Source organism: Flavobacterium sp. GW823-FHT04A11 (assembly GCF_058796535.1).
Genome location: NZ_CM179503.1, coordinates 1,972,391 through 1,994,442, shown reverse-complemented (window position 1 = coordinate 1,994,442; position 22,052 = coordinate 1,972,391). Strand labels below are relative to the sequence as shown.

20 protein-coding genes and 2 tRNA genes are annotated in these 22,052 nt (G+C 32.4%); 9 read left to right on the top strand and 13 right to left on the bottom strand.

Features of this window, described 5'->3' with window-relative positions; all coding sequences use genetic code 11:
- Positions 1-64 precede the first annotated feature (64 nt).
- A complete protein-coding gene (locus AC3QL1_RS08695; protein WP_492496817.1) occupies positions 65-928 on the bottom strand; it encodes a helix-turn-helix domain-containing protein in 864 nt (287 codons plus the stop codon).
- Between the two features lie 96 nt (positions 929-1,024).
- Here AC3QL1_RS08695 and AC3QL1_RS08690 point away from each other — a divergent pair, with 96 nt between their 5' ends.
- Positions 1,025-1,387, top strand: coding sequence for a DUF983 domain-containing protein (locus AC3QL1_RS08690; protein WP_492496815.1), 363 nt, complete (start codon positions 1,025-1,027; stop codon positions 1,385-1,387).
- 72 nt (positions 1,388-1,459) lie between these two features.
- Positions 1,460-2,335: an ACP S-malonyltransferase gene (gene fabD / locus AC3QL1_RS08685; RefSeq protein ID WP_492496813.1), complete on the top strand. Its 876-nt coding sequence runs from the start codon at positions 1,460-1,462 to the stop codon at positions 2,333-2,335.
- 95 nt (positions 2,336-2,430) lie between these two features.
- On the opposite strand, the gene AC3QL1_RS08680 is transcribed toward fabD, so the two are convergent.
- The 5 genes from AC3QL1_RS08680 to AC3QL1_RS08660 all read right to left on the bottom strand — a co-directional run bounded on the left by AC3QL1_RS08680 (position 2,431) and on the right by AC3QL1_RS08660 (position 5,704).
- Positions 2,431-2,757, bottom strand: coding sequence for a hypothetical protein (locus AC3QL1_RS08680; RefSeq protein WP_492496812.1), 327 nt, complete (start codon positions 2,755-2,757; stop codon positions 2,431-2,433).
- Complete coding sequence (locus tag AC3QL1_RS08675) at positions 2,742-2,936, bottom strand: hypothetical protein (protein ID WP_492496810.1); 195 nt, start codon at positions 2,934-2,936, stop codon at positions 2,742-2,744. Before AC3QL1_RS08675 ends, AC3QL1_RS08680 begins: the two co-directional genes overlap by 16 nt.
- A 161-nt stretch (positions 2,937-3,097) precedes the next feature.
- On the bottom strand, positions 3,098-4,111 hold the full coding sequence (galE, locus tag AC3QL1_RS08670) for a UDP-glucose 4-epimerase GalE (protein WP_492496808.1): 1,014 nt from the start codon (positions 4,109-4,111) through the stop codon (positions 3,098-3,100).
- A gap of 16 nt (positions 4,112-4,127) precedes the next feature.
- Positions 4,128-4,568 (bottom strand): nuclear transport factor 2 family protein, encoded by a 441-nt coding sequence (locus tag AC3QL1_RS08665; RefSeq protein ID WP_492496806.1) that lies wholly within the window; start codon positions 4,566-4,568, stop codon positions 4,128-4,130.
- Between the two features lie 2 nt (positions 4,569-4,570).
- Entirely contained in the window at positions 4,571-5,704 is a 1,134-nt protein-coding gene (locus tag AC3QL1_RS08660) for a DegT/DnrJ/EryC1/StrS family aminotransferase (protein WP_492496804.1), read from the bottom strand.
- Between the two features lie 137 nt (positions 5,705-5,841).
- On the opposite strand from AC3QL1_RS08660, the gene AC3QL1_RS08655 reads away from it, so the two are divergent.
- Both AC3QL1_RS08655 and AC3QL1_RS08650 read left to right on the top strand, forming a co-directional pair.
- On the top strand, positions 5,842-7,071 hold the full coding sequence (locus AC3QL1_RS08655; RefSeq protein ID WP_492496803.1) for a 3-deoxy-D-manno-octulosonic acid transferase: 1,230 nt from the start codon (positions 5,842-5,844) through the stop codon (positions 7,069-7,071).
- A 348-nt stretch (positions 7,072-7,419) separates the two neighbouring features.
- A complete protein-coding gene (locus AC3QL1_RS08650; RefSeq protein ID WP_492496801.1) occupies positions 7,420-7,644 on the top strand; it encodes a PG1828 family lipoprotein in 225 nt (74 codons plus the stop codon).
- Between the two features lie 230 nt (positions 7,645-7,874).
- Here the strand turns inward: AC3QL1_RS08650 and AC3QL1_RS08645 are convergent, their stop codons facing one another.
- The 4 genes from AC3QL1_RS08645 to mutS form a co-directional block, all read right to left on the bottom strand.
- On the bottom strand, positions 7,875-8,261 hold the full coding sequence (locus AC3QL1_RS08645; protein ID WP_492496799.1) for a DUF1508 domain-containing protein: 387 nt from the start codon (positions 8,259-8,261) through the stop codon (positions 7,875-7,877).
- Between the two features lie 151 nt (positions 8,262-8,412).
- Positions 8,413-8,498: transfer RNA gene (locus AC3QL1_RS08640), tRNA-Leu, on the bottom strand.
- A gap of 14 nt (positions 8,499-8,512) precedes the next feature.
- Positions 8,513-8,585, bottom strand: a tRNA-Gly gene (locus tag AC3QL1_RS08635).
- Positions 8,586-8,734: 149 nt separating this feature from the next.
- Positions 8,735-11,341, bottom strand: coding sequence for a DNA mismatch repair protein MutS (gene mutS, locus AC3QL1_RS08630; protein ID WP_492496797.1), 2,607 nt, complete (start codon positions 11,339-11,341; stop codon positions 8,735-8,737).
- A 155-nt stretch (positions 11,342-11,496) separates the two neighbouring features.
- Between mutS and AC3QL1_RS08625 the strand changes: the two genes are divergently transcribed.
- A complete protein-coding gene (locus AC3QL1_RS08625; RefSeq protein WP_042565706.1) occupies positions 11,497-11,928 on the top strand; it encodes a DUF1573 domain-containing protein in 432 nt (143 codons plus the stop codon).
- Positions 11,929-12,002: 74 nt separating this feature from the next.
- Complete coding sequence (locus AC3QL1_RS08620) at positions 12,003-12,533, top strand: RNA methyltransferase (protein WP_492496795.1); 531 nt, start codon at positions 12,003-12,005, stop codon at positions 12,531-12,533.
- An 85-nt stretch (positions 12,534-12,618) separates the two neighbouring features.
- On the opposite strand, the gene folK is transcribed toward AC3QL1_RS08620, so the two are convergent.
- Complete coding sequence (gene folK, locus AC3QL1_RS08615) at positions 12,619-13,752, bottom strand: 2-amino-4-hydroxy-6-hydroxymethyldihydropteridine diphosphokinase (protein WP_492496793.1); 1,134 nt, start codon at positions 13,750-13,752, stop codon at positions 12,619-12,621.
- 136 nt (positions 13,753-13,888) lie between these two features.
- Between folK and sppA the strand changes: the two genes are divergently transcribed.
- The 3 genes from sppA to AC3QL1_RS08600 all read left to right on the top strand — a co-directional run bounded on the left by sppA (position 13,889) and on the right by AC3QL1_RS08600 (position 19,625).
- The gene (gene sppA / locus AC3QL1_RS08610) at positions 13,889-15,646 is read left to right on the top strand and encodes a signal peptide peptidase SppA (protein WP_492496791.1); all 1,758 of its coding nucleotides are present in this window, start codon (positions 13,889-13,891) and stop codon (positions 15,644-15,646) included.
- 7 nt (positions 15,647-15,653) lie between these two features.
- Positions 15,654-16,601 (top strand): alpha/beta hydrolase family protein, encoded by a 948-nt coding sequence (locus AC3QL1_RS08605; protein WP_492496790.1) that lies wholly within the window; start codon positions 15,654-15,656, stop codon positions 16,599-16,601.
- 387 nt (positions 16,602-16,988) lie between these two features.
- Positions 16,989-19,625 carry an AsmA family protein gene (locus AC3QL1_RS08600; RefSeq protein ID WP_492496788.1) on the top strand — a complete coding sequence of 879 codons (2,637 nt, stop codon included), beginning with the start codon at positions 16,989-16,991 and terminating at the stop codon, positions 19,623-19,625.
- 71 nt (positions 19,626-19,696) lie between these two features.
- Here the strand turns inward: AC3QL1_RS08600 and AC3QL1_RS08595 are convergent, their stop codons facing one another.
- Positions 19,697-20,779: a glycosyltransferase family 9 protein gene (locus AC3QL1_RS08595; protein ID WP_492496787.1), complete on the bottom strand. Its 1,083-nt coding sequence runs from the start codon at positions 20,777-20,779 to the stop codon at positions 19,697-19,699.
- A 240-nt stretch (positions 20,780-21,019) separates the two neighbouring features.
- The gene (locus AC3QL1_RS08590) at positions 21,020-21,814 is read right to left on the bottom strand and encodes a DUF2797 domain-containing protein (RefSeq protein ID WP_492496785.1); all 795 of its coding nucleotides are present in this window, start codon (positions 21,812-21,814) and stop codon (positions 21,020-21,022) included.
- Positions 21,815-22,052: the final 238 nt, after the last annotated feature.

The window sequence follows — 22,052 nt, the reverse complement described above, 5'->3', positions numbered from 1 at the left end:
ACGAATTCACGAATTATTTTTCCAAACTTTCTCTATAAAAATTCGTGAATTCGTGGCTAAAAACTCATCGCGATATATTTCTAAATTCAGTTGGAGAAAGTCCCGTTTGTTTTTTGAAGAATCTGGAGAAATACGAATAATCTTCGTAGCCTACTTTGTAAGCAATTTCATTTACCGCTAATTGTTTATCGATTAACATGCGTTTGATTTCGAGAATTACACGATCGACAATAACTTCTGTTGCAGTTTTTTGAAGGATTTCATTGCAGATTCGGTTTAAGTGTTTTAACGTAATATTTAGTTTTTCTGCATAAAAAGAAGGCAATTTTTCTTCTCTGAAATATTGTTCTAAAAGTGTTTCAAAAGTATTGATTTTAATATTGTATGAATGGGTTTGATGTGAATAGGTTTCACTGTACTTTCTGGAAATTTCGATATGAATGCAATCCAGCAAATTCAGCATTTTATCTAATTGCTGTTTATGATTCTGACTGTTTTCCTGAATTAACAAATCAAAATAAGGCAGGATTTTTGGAATTTCTGTTTCTTCAAAAACCATTTCCGGCCGGTTATGAATGGAATGGTAAAAATTATAATCGTTGATTTTTTTCTGTCCGAAATACAAATTGTAAAGTTCCTGCGAAAAGATAATCACAAAGCCTTCAATATCTTCAGACAAACTCCAATGGTGCATTTGTCCGGGCTGCAGCACAAATAAACTTCCTCTTTTTATTTCGAATTGGTCAAAATCTACCTCATGTTTTCCTGAACCATTTGTAAAAAAAACCATTAAGTAGGAATCATGGCGATGCGGTTCTTCGACAAAACTGTGGCTTTTTAAATGTTCTGCAAAAGTATTGACGTAAAAATCACGATGAATGTCATTGCAGCTAAAATTCTGAACACTATAAATTGGATATTTTTTCATAACAAATGTCTTTATTGTGCTATAATAAGCGAAGATATAAAAAAGACTTTTATCCTACTCTGATTTACCTTTGTATAAACAAAAAACATCAAAATCATGTCAAGTGCATTAACTCATATTTTAAGCAACGAATGTCCGGTTTGTCATAAAGGAAAAGTATTTAAAGACAAAAATATCTTTCTGAATTTCGGATTACCAAAAATGAACGAATATTGCAGTCATTGTCATTACAAATTTCAAAAAGAACCTGGTTATTTCTTTGGTGCGATGTACGTAAACTACGGATTAACTGTTGCGCAAGGTATTGCTACTTATTGTGTTGCGCAGTTTTTCTTTGAACAAAATTTCGATTTAAGAATTATTCCAATTATTGCAGTTGTCATTACTTTACTAACTTCTTTCAATCTGAGATTTTCAAGATTAGTGTGGATTTATATGTTTAAGGATTATACGAGCTAAAAAAAATGCTATTTTTGCCTTTCAATTGAAACTAATTTTCAATTCCAAAAAAACAAAAAATAAATTAGACAAATGAAAGCATACGTATTTCCGGGTCAGGGCGCACAGTTTACAGGAATGGGCAAAGACTTATATGAAAACTCGGCTCTAGCCAAAGAATTATTCGAAAAAGCTAATGAAATTTTAGGTTTTAGAATTACAGATATTATGTTCGAAGGTACTGCCGAAGAACTAAAAGAAACTAAAGTTACACAACCGGCTGTATTTTTACATTCAGTTATTTTAGCCAAAACTTTAGGCGAAGATTTTAAACCGGAAATGGTTGCAGGACATTCTTTAGGAGAATTTTCAGCATTAGTTGCAAACGGGACTTTATCTTTTGAAGACGGTCTTAAATTGGTTTCTCAACGTGCTTTAGCCATGCAAAAAGCTTGCGAAATCATTCCATCAACAATGGCTGCGGTTTTAGGTTTGGCTGATAATATTGTGGAAGAAGTTTGCGCTTCTATAGACGGAATTGTGGTTGCAGCAAATTACAATTGCCCTGGACAATTAGTAATTTCAGGAGAAACTTCTGCAGTTGAAAAAGCTTGTGAAGCGATGAAAGCTGCCGGTGCAAAACGCGCATTGATTTTACCGGTTGGAGGTGCTTTTCATTCTCCAATGATGGAACCTGCAAGAGAAGAATTAGCCGCTGCAATTGAAGCAACGACTTTCTCTACTCCTATTTGCCCGGTTTACCAAAACGTAACAGCAAGCGCTGTTTCTGATGCAAACGAAATCAAAAAGAACTTAATTATACAATTGACCGCACCAGTAAAATGGACACAATCTGTACAGCAAATGATCGCTGATGGTGCTACTTTATTTACTGAAGTTGGCCCAGGAAAAGTGTTAGCTGGTTTGATTAATAAAATTGACAAAGAAGCAGTTACTGCGAATGCTTAAATTTTAGTGTTCAGTCGCAGTTTTAGTTTACAGTTTAAAAACTATATCAATAAAAAATCCTCATGAACAGAGATTGTTTATGAGGATTTTTTGCTTTATAATTCTTTTGCTTCAATACAATGATTATTAGTAATTCCGGTAATCAGAAAATTTTGATCTCTTCTTTCAAAAAACACATACCAAGTTGTTCTAGTATTAACTTTATAAAAAACATAATTGGAGCCTAAATATTTAAGAGGTTTTGGAGTTTTTTTATGAGGAGATTTTTTAATTCTTTCTGGAATGGCATCGTAAATTTCATCAACATATTCATCTGCAGATTCTATAAAACCAAAGTATTGTTTTTTATATAGGATTACAACCAAATCATTAAGATAACTAATTACAGATGATGTATAAATAACTTCTATTTTCCCCACCATTCCCTAATCCTCCTTTTAGATTCTGCTTTTGCTTCCTCTGGCGTTAAGCCTTTTGCAAACTCAGCACCAAAATCAAAAGTTTCCGGATCTATTCCTTTAAATTTTGGTTTTTGAACTTCATATTCAACTCTGGGCTCTTCAACCTTATTATTTTTCGGATCATCTTTTTTCCTATTCATAATTCCTACAATTTAATCTTACAAATTTACAAAATAAAATCTTCTCTAAAATAAAAATCCCAATTAATCTAAACCGATTATTTGGGACTTTTCATATTCTATAGTTAGTCGCACTGCTGCGCGTCTCCACCTGAAAACTGCGACCTAAAACTGAAAACTATTTAAGAACGAACTTTCTGTTCCCATTTCCAGGCGCTTGCCATTGCTTCGTCAAGACTTAATTCTGCTTTCCAGCCTAAAACATTGTTTGCTTTATCTGTGTTTGCATACGCTTCGGTTATATCACCTTCGCGACGTGGTATTATTTTGTATGGTAATTTTTTATCACTTACTTTTTCAAAACTGTGAATTACTTCCAGAACCGAACTTCCTTTTCCGGTTCCTAAATTAAAAGTTTCTACTTTTTGCAAATTCTTTTTATTCAACAAGCGCTGTAATGCAATTACGTGCGCTTTTGCTAAATCTACAACATGAATATAATCACGAACAGCAGTTCCGTCCGGTGTTGGATAATCATTTCCAAAAACTGATAATTCCTGACGCAATCCCATTCCGGTTTGTGTAATAAACGGAACTAAATTCTGTGGAACTCCTAAAGGCAATTCTCCAATTTCTGTACTTGAATGCGCTCCTATCGGATTAAAATAACGCAATAAAACAGCACTGATATTAGTAACTTTTGCTGTATCAGTAATTATTTCTTCGCCTATTTGTTTGGTATTTCCATAAGGAGACATTGCTGTTTGCACAGGCGCGTCTTCTGTAATTGGCATTTTTTCAGCCTGACCGTAAACCGTACAAGACGAGCTGAAAATAAAACTTGCTTCCTGCTTTTCTTTTAATTCCTGCAAAAGATAAACCAAAGCATTAATATTGTTTTCGTAATACAACAAAGGATTTTCGACACTTTCACCAACTGCTTTTGAAGCTGCAAAATGAATTACACCGGTAATATCATTGTGTTTTTTAAAGAAATCCTGAACTGACGCTTTTTCTCTTAAATCTATTTTTTCGAACAAAGGCGTTTTTCCTGTGATAGCTGTAATTCCTTTTAAAACATCTTCTGAAGAATTGGAAAGATTATCAATTATCACGACTTCAAAGCCTTCATTTTGCAATTCGACTACGGTGTGAGAACCAATAAATCCTAATCCTCCGGTTACTAATATTTTCATTTTTTGGTTGTTTTTTTTATGTAGTTAATTTGTAAGCCTGTCTCGCAATAAGAATCCAGTTATTTTTCTGTTTTTGCCAAACAAGCATTATTCCGATTTTAATATCTCTGTCAATTCCGTCATCTTTGGTATGAGCAGACAAAACATGCCTCACAATAGCAACATCATTTTGAATTGTTATTGTTTGGTTTTGAAAATCTATCGTGACGAAATCAGATTTTCCGCTAACAATTCCGTCTATAAATTCTACCTGATTTTGAAAATTACCATTCGAATGAACATAACTAAGTTTTTCAGAAGTTAGCGCTTTTAATTTAGCTCCATCAGCATCAATCATGGCTTTACGCAAAATTTCAACCTGATTATTGACAGCAGCTTCATCTTTAGTGTTCGATTTTTGAGCAAAAGCCGAAAATTGAATCAGAATCATTAAAATTAAAATACGGAAACTTTTCATCTTTATTTATTTAGGAATTCTAAAACAGAATCTGTAATAAATTTAATTTGCTCATCATCCAATTCTGTGTGCATTGGCAAAGCAATTACTTCTTTTACTAATTGGTTTGTAACCGGAAATTGCTCTTCTTTATAACGAACATCCACATAAGCTTTTTGCGAATGTAACGGAATTGGATAATAAATCGCACACGGAATTGCTTTGTCTAACAAATGCTGCATTAAGGCATTACGATCTGCATCAATAATTCTTAATACATATTGATGAAAAACGTGATCATTTTCGTCGGCATCAAATTTTGGTGTAATGATGTGAGTATTTCCTGCAAAAGCTGCATTATATTTTGAAGCTGCACGACGGCGCGCTTTATTGTATTCGTCTAACAAAGGTAATTTTGCATTTAAAACTCCCGCCTGAATACTGTCTAAACGTGAATTTACACCCACAACATCATGATGGTAACGCTCGTACATTCCGTGATTTACGATTCCGCGGATGATGTGTGCCAGTTTATCATCGTTTGTAAAAATTGCTCCACCATCTCCGTAACAACCTAAGTTTTTAGACGGAAAAAATGACGTTGCCGCAACGTGCCCAATTACACCAACTTTAGTTTTTTCTCCTGATTTAGAAACATAATCGGCACCAATAGCTTGTGCATTATCTTCAATTACATACAAATTATGCTCAGCTGCAATTTCCATAATCGCATCCATATTTGCAGCACGGCCAAATAAATGTACCGGAACAATTGCTTTTGTTTTTGGTGTAATTGATTTTTTAATAGCTTCTATATCAATGTTCATATTCGTGATATCAACATCAACCAAAACCGGCGTTAATTGCAATAAAGCAATAACCTCAACTGTTGCTGCAAAAGTAAAATCTGCTGTAATTACCTCATCACCAGGTTTTAAATCTAATCCCATCATGGCAATTTGCAAGGCATCTGTACCATTTGCACACGGAATTACGTGTTTTGCTCCTAAATATTCCTCAAGATTCTTTTGAAACTGGTGAACCAAAGGTCCGTTTATATAAGTATTTGTATCTAAAACTTCTTGAATTGAAGCATCAACAGTAGCTTTTATTTTTTCGTATTGACTCTTTAAGTCAACCATTTGGATTTTTTTCATTTCTATTTATTTATTTAAAACTGTGAGATTGTATTTTTAAAACGAATCTCTAAAACGAAGAACAAAAATAGTTATTTAATACCTTCAAACAATGAAAATAATTTAAAGAAGCGTAATTTAGCGCCAAAATTATATATATGCTTTTTCTATACAATTTAGTTATTTCTATTGCTGGTTTTTTTCTGAAAATTGTAGCGCTTTTTAGTCCAAAAATCAAACTTTTTGTCGAAGGCAGAAAAAATGTTTTTGCCATTTTAGGAGAAAAAATCAAACCTTCAGATAAAACTATCTGGTTTCATTCCGCGTCTTTGGGTGAATACGAACAAGGTTTACCGGTAATTGAAAAAATTAAAGAAAAATATCCGTCACATAAAATAGTAGTTACTTTTTTTTCTCCTTCAGGTTATGAAGTACGCAAGAATAATACTGTTGCCGATGTGACTATTTACTTGCCTTTGGATACTAAAAAAAATGCAAAACGCTTTTTAAAATTAGTTCATCCGGAAAAAGCTTTTTTCATTAAATATGAGTTTTGGCTGAATTATTTAAAAGAATTAGAAAACGCTAAAATTCCAACTTATCTGGTTTCCGGAATTTTCAGGGATAGTCAAATGTTTTTTAAATGGTATGGAGGTTTTTATAGAAAAGCACTAAAAGCGTTTACTTATTTCTTTGTTCAGAATGAAGCTTCTAAACAAAAAATTGAAGCTATTGGATTTCATAATGTGATTGTTTCCGGCGATACGCGATTTGATCGTGTAAATGCAATTTTAGAAAGAGACAATTCACTTGATTTTATTGAAAAATTCAAAAACAATCAAACTACAATTGTTATTGGAAGTTCCTGGCCAAAAGACGAAGCTTTATTAGCAGAATATATTAATCAGGCGCCTGATACCGTGAAATTCATTATTGCTCCGCATAATATTAAAGCAGATCAAATAGCAGCGCTTCAGTCTCAAATAACAAAATCAAATATATTGTTCTCTCAGAAAGATGGAGCAGATGTATCCAACTATCAGGTTTTTATTATTGACACAATTGGCTTATTAACAAAGATTTACAGTTACGGAACAATAGCATACGTGGGCGGTGGTTTTGGAAATCCCGGGATTCATAACATTTTAGAACCGGCAACATTTGGAATCCCAATCGTTATTGGACCCAATTATTCTAATTTTGCTGAAGCAGTACAATTAGTTGAACTGGGCGGATGCCTTGTAATAAATAACAAAGAAGAACTAAAATTTAATTTTGATCAATTGATTGATGATCCAATTTTATTGAACGAAAAAAGCTCCATTTGCAAGAAATATATTGAGGATAATATTGGTGCTACAAACAGCATTATGAAAATCGTTTCTTAGACATTTTTAAGATCCAAACCTTACTTTGACGTCGTTATTAATAAAAAATGCTTTTAAATCGCTTAATTTTAATTGATTTACCGCACAGGAATATCAATTAAAAACGAAATAATGTGCAACTAACTAAAACAAAATAGCCAATTCTCTTATTGAATATTCAATGAAAAATAATTTATACAAAAAATACAATAATATCATAATTTTTATGTATTTTGGCATTATTCTTGATAAGTAAGATAATCGTGAGCAATGAAAATATTTTAAAAAAAAAATAAAAAAATATTTTACATATTAAAAAATTTATATCTTTGCCACGAATTAATAATTAACCTTTTATAATAAAGTAAGATGAAAAAAGTATTTTTAAGTTTAGCTGTTGTTGCTGTTTTAACTGTTGTATCTTGTAAAAAAGCTGATGCTGCAGCTCCTGAAGCTGTAGATTCTACTGCTGTTGCTGTTGATTCTGCTGCTGCTGTAGTTGATTCTGCTGCTGCAACTGTTGATTCTGCTGCTGCAAAAGTTGATTCTGCTGCTACTAAAGTAGAAGACGCTGCTAAAGAAGTAAAAAAATAATTAGAACCTAAGTTCTAAAAATTTTAAAACCATCCTAGCGATGGTTTTTTTTATGCTCAAAATTTAAATAAAAAAATTCCGATATTTAAATTCCAATAAAAAAATCCCAAATTCCAATGACACTAGGTGTATTAGAATTTGGGATTTTTTTTCCAGATTTATTTAAACAAAATCAAATAGCACAATCATTGGAATTTGGAATTTTAAATTATTTGGATTTCAATTTTTCTTTATTCCATTTCTTCCTCATAAACATCCTCAACAACTTCCTCATCTTCAAAAATCATATCATTTGAAGAGAAGTCTAAAATTTCCGCTTTTGAAGAGTACGTTACAATTTCTTTTATTCCTTTCTGTAAAAGCAATTCTGTAGTATATTTTCGGCTTGTTGCGAAGTGAACTTCGCCTAACATCAATTTAAAAAAATACTTTCCTCCAGAGCCTTTAAATTTTAAAAATTTAGCCTGATCAATATTTGCTTTAAATTTCTCAATATCTTCTTCGCATTCAAATTTCAATTCATAACTCAAACTTGTAAATATCACTTTCCCTTTGCGGGAAGTAAATACAAATTTATATTCATCATTAAATCTTTTACTAATTACAAAAGCACCCATAGTTATATTTCAGATTTAAGATTTGTGGATTTTAGATTATTGATATGCGATTCTTAGATTGCTAGATTCTTTAAGATAAATTTACTGCGCAAATTATTTTAAACTGAGTTTACACAATAAAAAAAGCCTCTTCAAAAAGAAGAGGCTTTAGTACTCAGAGCGGGACTTGAACCCGCACGAACATTGCTGTTCACTGGATTTTAAGTCCAGCGTGTCTACCAATTTCACCATCCGAGCATTATATGGTTTTGAGCGAAAAACGGGGCTCGAACCCGCGACCTCGACCTTGGCAAGGTCGCGCTCTACCAACTGAGCTATTTTCGCGTTTCAAATTCTTGTAAGAACTACAATACCTGACTTGTTCTGTATTGCGAGTGCAAATTTAGGACATTTATTCAATTATACAAGCCTTTTTATAAAAAAAATTATACTTATTTTATAACTTTCTGATAACCTAAACTTTAAATCTGAAATTATTTTCCCACTAACATTCTTTTAATCTCATTGAGCTTCATTAATGCTTCAACGGGTGTAATGGCGTTTATATCAAGACTCAGGATTTCTTCTTTTATCTCTTCTAATAAAGGATCATCAAGATTAAAAAAGCTCATTTGCATTTCATCATTTGCCGCTTTTACGCCATTTAACGCATCGCTTGAATGATTTTTTTCTAATTTCTTTAATAACTTCTGCGCTTTCAAAATTACAAGTTGAGGCATTCCTGCCATTTTTGCTACGTGAATTCCAAAACTATGTGCACTTCCGCCTTTTACAAGTTTACGAACAAAAAGAACAGTGTCTTTTAATTCTTTTACTGCAACATTATAATTTTGGATTCTTGTTAACGATTCTGTCATCTCATTTAATTCGTGATAATGAGTTGCAAACAACGTTTTTGCTTTTGATGGATGCTCGTGCAAAAATTCGGCAATAGCCCAAGCAATCGAAATTCCATCATATGTGCTGGTTCCTCTTCCAATTTCATCCAATAAAACCAAACTGCGATCAGAAATATTATTCAAAATCGAAGCGGTTTCATTCATCTCGACCATAAAAGTAGATTCTCCCATCGAAATGTTATCAGACGCTCCTACTCTGGTGAAAATCTTATCTACAATCCCCATTCTTACGCTGTCTGCCGGTACAAAACTTCCCATTTGAGCTAGCAATACAATCAAAGCAGTTTGTCTTAATATCGCCGATTTTCCAGACATGTTGGGTCCGGTAATCATAATAATCTGCTGCGTTTCTCTGTCTAAATAAACATCATTGGCAATATAAGGTGTTCCAACAGGCAATTGTTTTTCGATTACAGGATGCCTTCCGTTTTTGATTTCCAATTCGAAAGTGTCATCAATTTCAGGACATATATATTGATTTTCGATAGCCAGTTGGGTAAACGAACACAAACAGTCTAATTGCGCTACCAAATTGGCGTTCATCTGAACCGGTTTGATATACGTTGCAATCCAGGCAACCAATTGTTCGAAAAGATCTGATTCTATCTTATAGATTTTTTCTTCGGCACCTAAAATTTTGGTTTCGTATTCTTTTAATTCTTCGGTGATATAACGCTCTGCGTTTACCAGCGTTTGTTTACGAATCCATTCTTCAGGAACTTTATCTTTGTGTGTGTTTCGAACTTCGATATAATAACCAAAAACATTATTGAAAGATATTTTCAATGAAGAAATCCCTGTTCGTTCTGATTCTCTTTTCTCAATTCCTTCTAAAAATTCTTTTCCGGAAGTAGAAATAGCACGCAATTCATCTAATTCTTCATTAATTCCCTTTGCAATTGCATTCCCTTTTGAAATAGAAACCGGCGCATCCTGATTTAATGTTGTTTTGATTTTTTCTCTTAATAAATCACAGGCATGCAAACTATCTCCAATCACTTTTACTGCTTCCTGCGGACTTTCGAGCGCTAATGTTTTTATTGGAATTATCGCATCCAGAGATTCTTTCAAATAAACAATCTCTCTAGGCGAAACTTTTCCCGCTGCAATTTTAGAAATCAAACGCTCTAAATCAGAGATTTGCTTGATTTGATATTGAATTTTATGTAAAACTTCCGAATTTGATTTCAGATATGAAACTACATTATGACGTCCTTTTATTTTATTACTGTCTTTAAGCGGAAGTGCCAGCCAACGTTTCAACAAACGACCTCCCATTGGCGAAAGCGTTCTGTCAATAACATCTAAAAGTGTAACCGCATTTGGATTATAACTATGATATAATTCTAAGTTTCTTATCGTAAAACGATCCATCCAGACATAAGCATCTTCTGCAATACGCTGAATTGCCGTAATATGCTGTACACGATTGTGCTGCGTTTCGGATAAATAATATAAAATAGCTCCGGAAGCAATAATACCTTCTGTCAATTCTTCAATTCCAAAACCTTTCAGAGAAACGGTTTGAAAATGTTTAGTCAGTGTTTCTAAAGCATAATCTTCTTTATAAATCCAGTCTTCCAAATAAAAACTATGGAAATCTTCTCCAAAAGCGCTTTTAAAATCACCTTTATTATTTTTTGGAACCAGAACTTCACTTGGATTAAAATTCTGCAATAATTTATCTATATATTCTGCATTTCCCTGAGCTGTTAAAAACTCACCGGTCGAAACATCCAGAAAAGAAACCCCAATATTTTTATTGGCAAAATAAACTGAGGCTAAAAAGTTATTTGATTTTGATTGTAAAACTTCATCATTTAAAGAAACTCCAGGAGTTACAAGCTCTGTTACGCCTCTTTTTACAATAGTTTTGGTCATTTTTGGATCTTCAAGCTGGTCACAAATAGCCACACGAAGCCCTGCCTTTACCAATTTTGGCAAATAGGTATTAATAGAATGATGCGGAAAACCGGCCAAAGCGGTCTCGGTTTCAGAACCTGCACCTCTTTTGGTCAATGTAATTCCAAGAATTTTAGAAGCTCTAATGGCGTCTTCTCCAAAGGTTTCATAAAAATCACCCACTCTGAAAAGCAGACATGCATCAGGATATTTTCTCTTGATTTCGTTGTACTGTTTCATTAAAGGTGTTTCTTTCACCACTTTCTCTTTCGTTGCCAAATTATTGTATTTTAAATGAAATTTTATGACAGCGAATTTATAATATTTTGAAGGAATATCGAAGTGCTATAAAAATTAAAATATTTTAAGAATATTTTAAGTTCTGATATAAGAATTTTATCTAGATTTGTGATAATTAAAAAGACTCTTAAAAGATGAAAAAAATAATTTTATTCGCTATGTTAGCTGTGGTTGGAATTACTGCTTCTAACGCACAAAGCACTAAAAAAGCTAAAGCTGCAAAAGTTGCTAAAATTGAAGGAGCTGGAATGGCTTTTGAAACTGAAACTATCGATTACGGAACTATCGCACACAATGCTGATGGTAAACGTGAATTTGTTTTCGTAAACAACGGAACAAAACCATTAATCATTACAAATACACAAGGATCTTGTGGTTGTACTGTACCAACTACACCAAAAGAGCCTATCGCTCCTGGTGCTAAAGGAATTATTGGTGTAAAATATGCTACTGACAGAGTTGGTGCTTTTACAAAAACGGTAACGGTTACTTCTAATGCTGAAGGACAACCAACAAAAGTACTTACTATTAAAGGTACTGTTTTACCAGATCCTGTAAAAAGCTAATCTGAAAAACAATAAAATAATCGAAAAAGCTTCCTTATCTTTGGAAGCTTTTTTTATGACCTGAATTCAACACAATGAGAAAACTTGAAAATAGTGAGCTGGACAGAAAATCAATTGAAGATTTTAAAAAATCAGAAAAAACACCTTTAATTCTGGTTTTGGATGATATTCGAAGCTTACACAATATTGGATCTGTTTTTAGAACTGCCGATGCTTTTTTGATCGAAAAAATTATCTTATGCGGTATTACAGCAACTCCTCCAAACAAAGAAATTCATAAAACCGCTCTTGGCGCTACCGAAACTGTTGCATGGGAACATCACGAAAGTGTTTTGGAAGTTATTGAAAATCTTAAAAAAGAAAATGTGATGACGCTGGCTATCGAACAGGTTGAAAGTGCGATTTTTCTTCAGGATTTTAAGGTCGAAAAAAATCAAAAATATGCTTTAATTTTCGGGAATGAAGTATATGGTGTTTCTCAGGAAGCGGTTGCTATTTGCGACGGATGTATTGAAATTCCACAGTTAGGCACAAAACATTCCTTAAATATTTCTGTAAGCGCCGGAATTGTAGTTTGGGATTTGTTTCAAAAACTGAATTTTTAATTAGAGAATTAGAAAATGTGTCAATTAGATAATTTGTGTTGTAACCTATAAAATTATCTAATTTTCTAATTCTCCAATTGCCACATTAATTCAATTTCTTCTGAATTTCATTTAAGATAAAAAGATAATCTTCGTGGTTTTTTACAAAGTCACGATTTGAAACGTCGATGATTAAAACATTCAAATCGGTTTGGGATTTAATATATTCTAAATAACCGTTATTGATTTTATCTAAATATTCTCCTTCGATATTCTGCTCGTAATTTCTTCCTCGTTTTTTGATATTTTCCAATAAACGACCTGTATTTTGGTACAAATAAATATACAAATCTGGTTTTGGCATTTCTTTATAAATAATATCAAATAAGTTTCGATACAAACGATATTCATCTTCGGCAAGTGTGATTTTAGCGAAAATCAATGATTTAAAAATATGATAATCGGCTACGATAAAATCTTTGAATAAATCAAATTGCGCCAAATCATCTGATAATTGTTGATATCTGTCGGCAAGAAATGACATTTCGAGCGGAAAAGCATATCGGTTTTGATCTTTATAAAACTTTGGCAAAAAAGGATTATCTGCAAAACGTTCTAAAACAGTTTTTGCGTTAAAATCTTCTGCAATTTTATGTACCAAAGTTGTTTTTCCGGCTCCAATATTCCCTTCAAAAGAAATATAATTAAAGTGCTGCAGCGGAATTTCCTTTAACGGACTTTTTAAATCCTGAACAATAGTACAAATACTATCATCTGGCGTAATGGCAATTAAGTCACTTATAGTTTTATGAAAAACAGGATGTTTCCAGTTTAATTTCAAATCCTGCATGGGCAATAAAACAAATTTTCGATTTTGCATTAAAGGATGCGGAATCGTCAATTTTTCTGATTCGATAATTTCGTTATCAAAAACAATCAAATCAATATCAATAATTCGGGATTGATATCCTTGCTGATTGGAACGGATTCGGCCCAACTGTTTTTCGACTTTTAAAACCTGATTTAGTATTTTTTGTGCCGATAAATTAGTGTGCAAAACTAACGCACAATTGTAAAAAGCATCGCTCTCAAATCCCCAGGCGGGCGTTTCGTATAATTTTGAAACCTCGATTACGGTTCCCACTTCCTGATGTATTAATGCAATACAACTTTCGATGTTTGCCAATCGGTTTCCCTGATTACTGCCTATAGATAAAACGACCTGATGCTGTGATTTCATAATTAATGCAAATTAACTAAATCTATTTTAGAATTAGCAATATATTTGTGAAACGAGTTCTGAATTTAATTGTGAATTGTACGTTAAAATTTGTAACTTCTTACCTTTTTTCGCTACATATTAAAAAATATATTTTATGAAATTTCTAGGAAATGTAATTGCCACCGTCATTGGTATTTTTGTTTTTATCATGTTATTCTTTTTTGGAGTAATTCTTATTAGTGCTGTTTTTGGCGGAGAAGATACTGTTTCTGTAAAAGCAGATTCTGTTATAGAATTAGATTTGAAAAAAATCAATAACGATTATGCCGGAAAATATAAAGATCCGTGGGTAACCGTTTTTTCAGATAAAAAAGGAGTTGGTATAACCGATGTGATAAATGCAATCGAGGCGGCAAAAACTGACGATAATATTAAAGGAATCTCCATCTTAAACGATGAATCTTCGTTAGGACTGGCTCAATATAAAAGCTTAAGAAATGCGCTTGAAAGCTTTAAAAAATCAGGAAAATTTGTCTGGGCTTATGCCAATTCATTTTCTCAAAAAGAATATTATTTAAATTCTGTAGCCAATACAATTTACTTAAATCCAGCTGGAGATCTTGATTTTAAAGGACTTTCTTCTGAGGTGATGTTTTTTAAAGATTTTCAGGATAAATCAGGAATTCATATGGAAGTGATTCGTCACGGAAAATACAAAAGTGCCGTTGAGCCGTTTTTAGAAAATAAAATGAGCGATGCCAACAGAGAACAAATTACGGCTCTTTTAAATTCTATCTGGACAAATGTTTCTGAAGATATCTCAAAAAGCCGAAATATTCCGGTTTCCAAATTAAACGAAATAGCAAATGGTTTACTGGCAAGAACTCCGGAAATGGCAAAAAGAGAAAATCTAGTCGATATTGTGGCTTATGAAGATGTGTATCATAACGCTATTAAAAAACAATTAAAAGTAACCGGAGACGACGATTATAATAAAATTTCGATTCTGGATTATACCCAAAATAATATTACAACGGCTTTGACCAATTCATCAAGTGATCAAATTGCGATTATTTACGCTCAGGGCGAAATTGAAAGCGGAGAAGGCGATGTTACTGTAATTGGCGAAGGCGCTATGCGTCGTTCTTTGCAGGAAGCCCGTAAAGACGAAGATGTAAAAGCAATTGTACTTCGAATTGACAGTCCGGGCGGAAGCGCTTTGACTTCTGATTTGATCTGGAGAGAAATTGAAATTACCAAAAAAGTAAAACCTGTTGTGGTTTCTATGGGTAATTATGCTGCTTCCGGAGGTTATTATATTGCTTGTAATGCCAATAAAATTTTCGCAGAAAAAAATACAATTACGGGTTCAATTGGCGTTTTCGGGATTTTGCCAAACTTTAGTCCGTTAGCCAATAAACTTGGAATTAATACAGAACAGGTAAAAACACACGAAAACTCGGCTAATTATAGTCCGTTTGTTCCTGTTGATGAAAAGTTTAAAGCATTTACTTTAGAAGGAGTAGAAAAAATTTACAACACTTTTGTAACTCATGTTGCAGAAGGTCGAAAAATGACTTTTGCACAAGTTGATTCTATTGCACAAGGTCGCGTATGGTCAGGATCTCAGGCGTTAAAAATTGGATTGGTAGACAAAATTGGTGGTCTTGATGATGCAATTGCCGAAGCTGCTAAAATTGCTAAAATAAAATCATACAGCACGCAAAACTACCCTGAATACGAAAAAACATTCAACGATGTTTTATCCGGTTTACCTTTTGCAAAATCAAAAGAAGCTTTTATAAAAGAAGAAATTGGCGAAGAAAATTATCTTTTGATAGAACAGATAAAAAGACTTCAAAAACAAAAAGGAGTTCAGGCGATAATGCCTTTTGGGTTAAATATTCAATAATTTACCTATGAAAAAAATAGGCTTCGTTTTATTGGTCGTGTTTGTAAATTTCATTCAGGCGCAAAGCAAAAGTGAAATAACATTTAAGGAAAGCAGTTCTGTTTTAAAAATCAATTTAGATCAGATTTACGGAACTTTGACAACTCCGGATTTAACAAAAAAATATCCTGTTGCCTTGATTATTTCCGGTTCCGGACCAACGGACAGAAACGGAAATAATCCGATGATGAAAAACAATTCCCTGAAAATGCTGGCAGAAGCGCTGGCAAAAAACGGAATTGCTTCTTTACGATTCGACAAACGCGGCATTGGCGAAAGCAAAGCAGCTGCAGGATCTGAATCAGGCTTGGTTTTTGAAAATTATACAGAAGATGTAAAAAGCTGGATTAACTTATTGAAACAAGACAAACGTTTCTCGAAATTAATTATCATTGGACACAGCGAAGGTTCTTTAATTGGAATGATTGCCGGAGCAAAAGCAGATAAGTTTATTTCGATCGCAGGTTCCGGAGAATCTGCAGATAAATTGCTTAAAACGCAAATTTCATCAAAATCAAACAAACGTATTGAGGAAATGACCTTTCCTATTATTGATAGTTTAAAGAATGGAAACAAGGTAAAAAAAGTAGATCCAATGCTGAATTCTCTTTTTAGACCAAGTATTCAGCCGTATTTAATATCCTGGTTTAAATATGATCCTGCAATAGAAATTAAAAAACTAAATGTCCCTGTTTTAATTCTGCAGGGAAATAAAGATTTGCAAGTGACCATAAAAGATGCTGAAAATTTAGCGCAAGCCAATAAAAATTCAGAACTGGTAATTGTTGACAAAATGAATCACATTATGAAAATTATTGAAGGTGATCAACAAGCCAATTTTGCAAGTTATACTAATGAAACATTACCCGTTTCAGAAGAATTAATCCATAAAATTGTTTCCTTCATTCAGAAATAATTCACACTTAACGATATGGAAAAATCCGTTTGAAACTTCTCAAACAGATTTTTTATTTTATAAAAACAATTTCTTAGCATACGTAACATTAACCTTCTTTTTAATTAACCCAAAGTTAATTTCTGCTTAACAGGTTTAACCTGCTGTAGTATTTATTTTAGCAAAAAATTACAGGATCAGATAAATGAAATACATATCATAAAGTTTTAAAAATATTTAAGAATAATTTATTTTTTTTTGATAGCTTGCCCATAATCGAAAATTCGATTTACGGCAGGCTATTGTTTTTTATGATATATTTGAAATCTATTGAACGATAAAAGTTTATTTTTGCAAGAATATTACGTATAAATTAAGAACCCTAAAACCTCAAATCTATAATTAATTATGTTAAAGAAAATTTTAAAAATCACCGCCATTGTTCTTGTGGTTATCGTTGCCGCATTATTTGCAATTCCTTATCTATTTAAGGATCAGATAAAAACAAAAATCATAGAAGCTATTAATGAGAGCGTAGATGCAAAAGTGAGTTTTGCAGATGCTGATTTAAGTTTGTTTAAAAACTTTCCTAACGCTACTGTTGGAATCGAAAAATTACTGATCATCAACAAAGCACCTTTTGAAGGTGATACTTTAGTTTCGTTAGGTGAACTGAACCTGAAAATGAGTATCAAAGAACTTTTTAAAGGAAAAGATGAACCTTTAAACATTCAGGGAATCAGTTCTGAGAATGGTTTAATCAATATCATTTTTAATAAAGATGGTGTTGGAAACTTTGATATTGCTTTAAAAAATAAAGAAGAAGAAACAAAGAAAGACGAAGCAAGCAAACCGCTTTCTTTAAAAATCCAGAACTATAAAATCGAGAATTTCACCTTTAGATATATCGACCAGGGTTCTAAAATAAAAATGGTAATTGACAGCTTAAATCACGAAGGAACGGGAGATTTTACAAATTCTAAACTTGATTTAACCACAAAAACTACCGCCAAAGTTTCTATGGATATGGATAAGATGAATTACATGAAAAATGTAAAACTAACTTTGGATGCTGTTTTAGGAATTGATTTGGATAAAAGCAAATATACTTTTAAAGAAAACAAAGCTTTAATTAACCAATTGCCTTTAGAATTTGACGGTTTCATTCAAATGGTGGAAGCAGGTCAGATTTATGATTTGAAATTTAAAACGCCAACTTCATCATTTACCAATTTCTTAGGGTTAATTCCGTCTGCTTATTCTTCGAGTTTAGAAGGTGTAAAAACAACCGGAGATTTTACTGTTGTTGGTTTTGCAAAAGGTCAATTAACAGATACAACGGTGCCAAAATTCAATATTGCAATTGCATCAAACAATGCTTCCTTTCAATATCCGAATTTGCCTAAATCGGTTCAGAATATTGTAATTGATACTAAGATTATCAATGAAACAGGTATTTTGAATGATACTTATGTTAATCTGGATCAGCTATCTTTTAGAATCGATCAGGATGTTTTTAGCGCTAAAGCAAATGTTAGAAATATTACTGTAAATCCTTTGGTAAAAGCAGCTTTAAAAGGAACTATTAATTTAGCTAATCTTTCAAAAGCATATCCTATAAAAATGGATAAACCTTTGGCAGGTATTTTAAAAGCCGATGTTACCACAGAATTTGATATGGCTTCTGTTGAAAAAAGTCAATATGAAAACATCAAAAATGCCGGAACGATGAGTTTGTCAGGATTTAAATATACTGATGAAAACAATAAATCAATGAATATTAGTACGGCTTTGGTTGAATTCAATACCAGTACGATCAACCTGAAAAAATTTGATGCTACTACAGGAAGAAGTGATATTAGTATTAATGGAATTCTGGAAAATTTCTACGGTTTTATGTTTAAAAAACAAGAGCTAAAAGGAAACTTCAATATGAGCTCAAACCAATTGGCAGTTGATGATTTCATGACTTCCGGAGAACCTGCGAAAACCGGAACCAGAACTACAGCTGGAAAAGAAACAGAAACAAAAGCGACGCCGGCAAAACCTGCTGAAGCAATGAAGATTCCTGCGTTCTTAAATTGTACATTAAATGCAAAAGCAAATACTGTTTTATATGACAACCTGAAACTAAAAGATGTTTCTGGAAAATTGATTATAAAAGATGAAAAAGCGCTTTTAGAAAACTTTAAAACGTCAATTTTTGGAGGAACAATTGGTTTAACCGGAGCCGTTTCGACAAAAGCAAAAGTGCCAACATTTGACATGAACTTAGGTTTCAATCAAGTTGATATTGCACAGACTTTTACGCAATTAGACATGATGAAAAAAATTGCTCCTTTGGCAGGAATCATCAATGGAAAATTGAATTCGACTATCAAATTAAACGGAAATCTTGATGCAAATGAATTAACTCCGGACTTAAAATCACTTTCAGGAGATTTAATTGGTCAGTTGCTTTCGACTACGGTAAATGCTAAAAATTCGACTGTATTAAATTCATTGACATCTAATATTAAGTTTCTTGATATGAGCAAACTGAATCTGAATGATTTAAAAATGGCGCTTACTTTTGACGATGGAAAAGTAAACGTAAAACCATTTGACATTAAATATCAAGACATTAAAGTTACTGTTGGCGGAACACACGGTTTTGATCAAACAATGAATTACAATTTGAAACTAGATGTTCCGGCTAAATATTTAGGAAGTGAAGCCAATGCATTCTTATCAAAATTATCTCCTGCCGATGCTGCGAAACTGGATAATATTCCAATTAACGCAATGATTACAGGTAATTTTTCGAACCCAAAAATATCTACAGATATGAAAAGTGCTGTTAGCAGTTTAGCTTCTCAGGTTGTCAATCAGCAAAAAGAGAAACTGACTCAAAAAGGAACAGCCGCACTTACTGATTTGATCAATAAAAACACAAAAGCAAAAGATACTACCAAAGCTGCAGCAACTGAGAAAGAAACAAAAACTCAGGAAGCTACCAAAAAAGCTAGTGACTTGTTAAATGGTTTGTTTAAGAAGAAAAAGTAAGAAGAAAATAGAATAAAGAAAAAGGCCATTCGTTGTGACGAATGGCCTTTTTTATATTGTATGTTTTATATTTAAACTGCTTTTGAATATATTTTTACTTTGCCATTATTTAAAATACCGTTTATGATTTTAAAATAATCGTTTTTTGAAAAAGTTTCAATATCAATCCCAATGCTGCAATTATCATACGGTTCATATTTTTTAAGAATTGAAACCGAAAATAAACCTATCGTTGGTGTTTGGGCAGAACTTGCCAAATGCATCATTCCACTATCTGCGCCTATAAACAATTCTGTATTGGCTATTAACGAACCTATTTCCCTGATATCTTTACTATAAAATGTTGGCGCCTGAAAAGCAATTTGCGATACATTTTCAATAGGCAAAACTTCAATAATGTTGTAATCTTTATATTGTTCTTTTAATGAAGTATAAAAATCTTCCCACCAGTCCGTTGATAAACATTTTGTACCGGTGGCAAATGTAAATATGCAAATCGTTTTTTTAGAATTATTACTGTTTAATGTATTCAATATTTTTTTACCTTCTGATAATTCAAAGGGAGATAATTTAAGATCTAAAGGTGCAATTATTTTATTGCTCTTTGTTAATCCTAATTGCGTCAAATAATTTCTGAAATTATAAACCGGGTATTTTGCAATATGATCATAATCAGATTTTACTTCCTGAGATTCATCATGTAAATCTCCGTAAAATTTATATTTTGCTTTTGAAAAACGAACAGCCAATCGACCGGAAGAAGAATTTTGATCGACATTTATTGCCATATCATAAGGTTGTTTTCTGATGGAAATCCAAACCTGAATGTATTCCAGTAAATTTTTGAAGGGTTTTTTAGGTAAATGAATTGTTTTATAAACAACATCGTAATTTTCAAAGATAATCGGTGCAAGCGGACCTTTAACAAATAAATCAATTTTACAATTTGGAAATGTTTCTGCAACTTCCTGAACAAGTGGCGAAACCAATAAAAGATTTCCTAGTCTTGCATTTGGTCTACAAATTAAGACTCTCTTAATTTCGGTTTTATCCACTAAAATAATTCCGGATTCATTTTTTGGTTTTCCAATGTTCTTAGTCAGATTACGCATTAAACCCCTTCTAAAAACATTTACTTTGCTTAAAACACCCATTTATTAAATAATTTAAAAATTATAAATTTTCATTTAATTTTAAAAAAGTCCTATAATTTGAATTATTCAAATCTAGCTACTTTTTATCCATAAAATTAAAATCTTCCAATAAGCAATCATTACAGAATTGTTACTAAATGTATCAAATTTCACACATTTTGCTTATTAAAAATATAATCTAAATTACAAAAATAAATGGTAAAGTCTAATGAATCAGACGAATAGCCCAAAACAATCGACTTACACCTCGATTGTCACGACGTAGCCTTCCGAACCTCGAACGTTAAAAACTGTTCCGTCTTCGAAAATCAGGTATTGTCCTTTAATTCCAATCAATTTTCCTTTAAAAGAAGGTGTTTTATCCAAATTTAAACTGGCGACTTTAGCGGGATAATTTAAAACAGGATAATTTAATTCGTATAAATCATTTTTTTGACTATAAAAATAATCTTTGACTTCAGCCGGAATTAAATTCTCTACTTTAGATTTTTCAAAAATCAAGTCACACGATTCTGCCGTACATTGCAGCATTTTTCTCCAATTGGTTTTGTCTGCATAATAATCCTTTAATGCCACCTCCGTAATTCCTGCCAAATATCTGTTTGGAACCTCAACAATCACAATTGCCTGTGTAGCACCCTGATCGATCCATCTTGTCGGAACTTGTGTTTTACGAGTAACTCCTACTTTGATTTCGCTTGACAAGGCCAAATATACAACATGAGGCTGCAATTGTACTTTTTGTTCATAATCTAAATCGCGATCTGCGATTCCTAAATGTGCGGTACTTAATTCAGGTCTCATAATCCAGTCTCCTACAGCCGGACTTGAATAAAAACAATCGTAGCAAAAACCTTGTCTGAATATCTTTTTTTTCTTTGTGCAGTTTAAACATTGGAAACCTGTAAAACTAATTTCAATTTCTTTATCCAACAACTGATTCATAATGAGAAAACTATCTTCAAAAACCAAATAATACTGAATTGGATTTCCGATTTCTGTCTGCATTTTTGAAAGTACGCCTTGATATGTCATTATATTTTTAAATTGCTGTCCCGAAGCTTCGGGATTGATATTAGATTTTAGATTTTCTTCTGAGAGTTATGAATCTTAATTCTTAAAATTCATTTTTTGAAGTAGAATCTTACCCAAAATAGGATTGTTTTTTTATAAAAAAACACTATTTTTGATACAAAGGCAAAGTTAGTATTTGTCTGTCGATATTCAAATTTTTAAGTTTTTTGTTTTGCATAAGTAATCATAAAAACTAAAA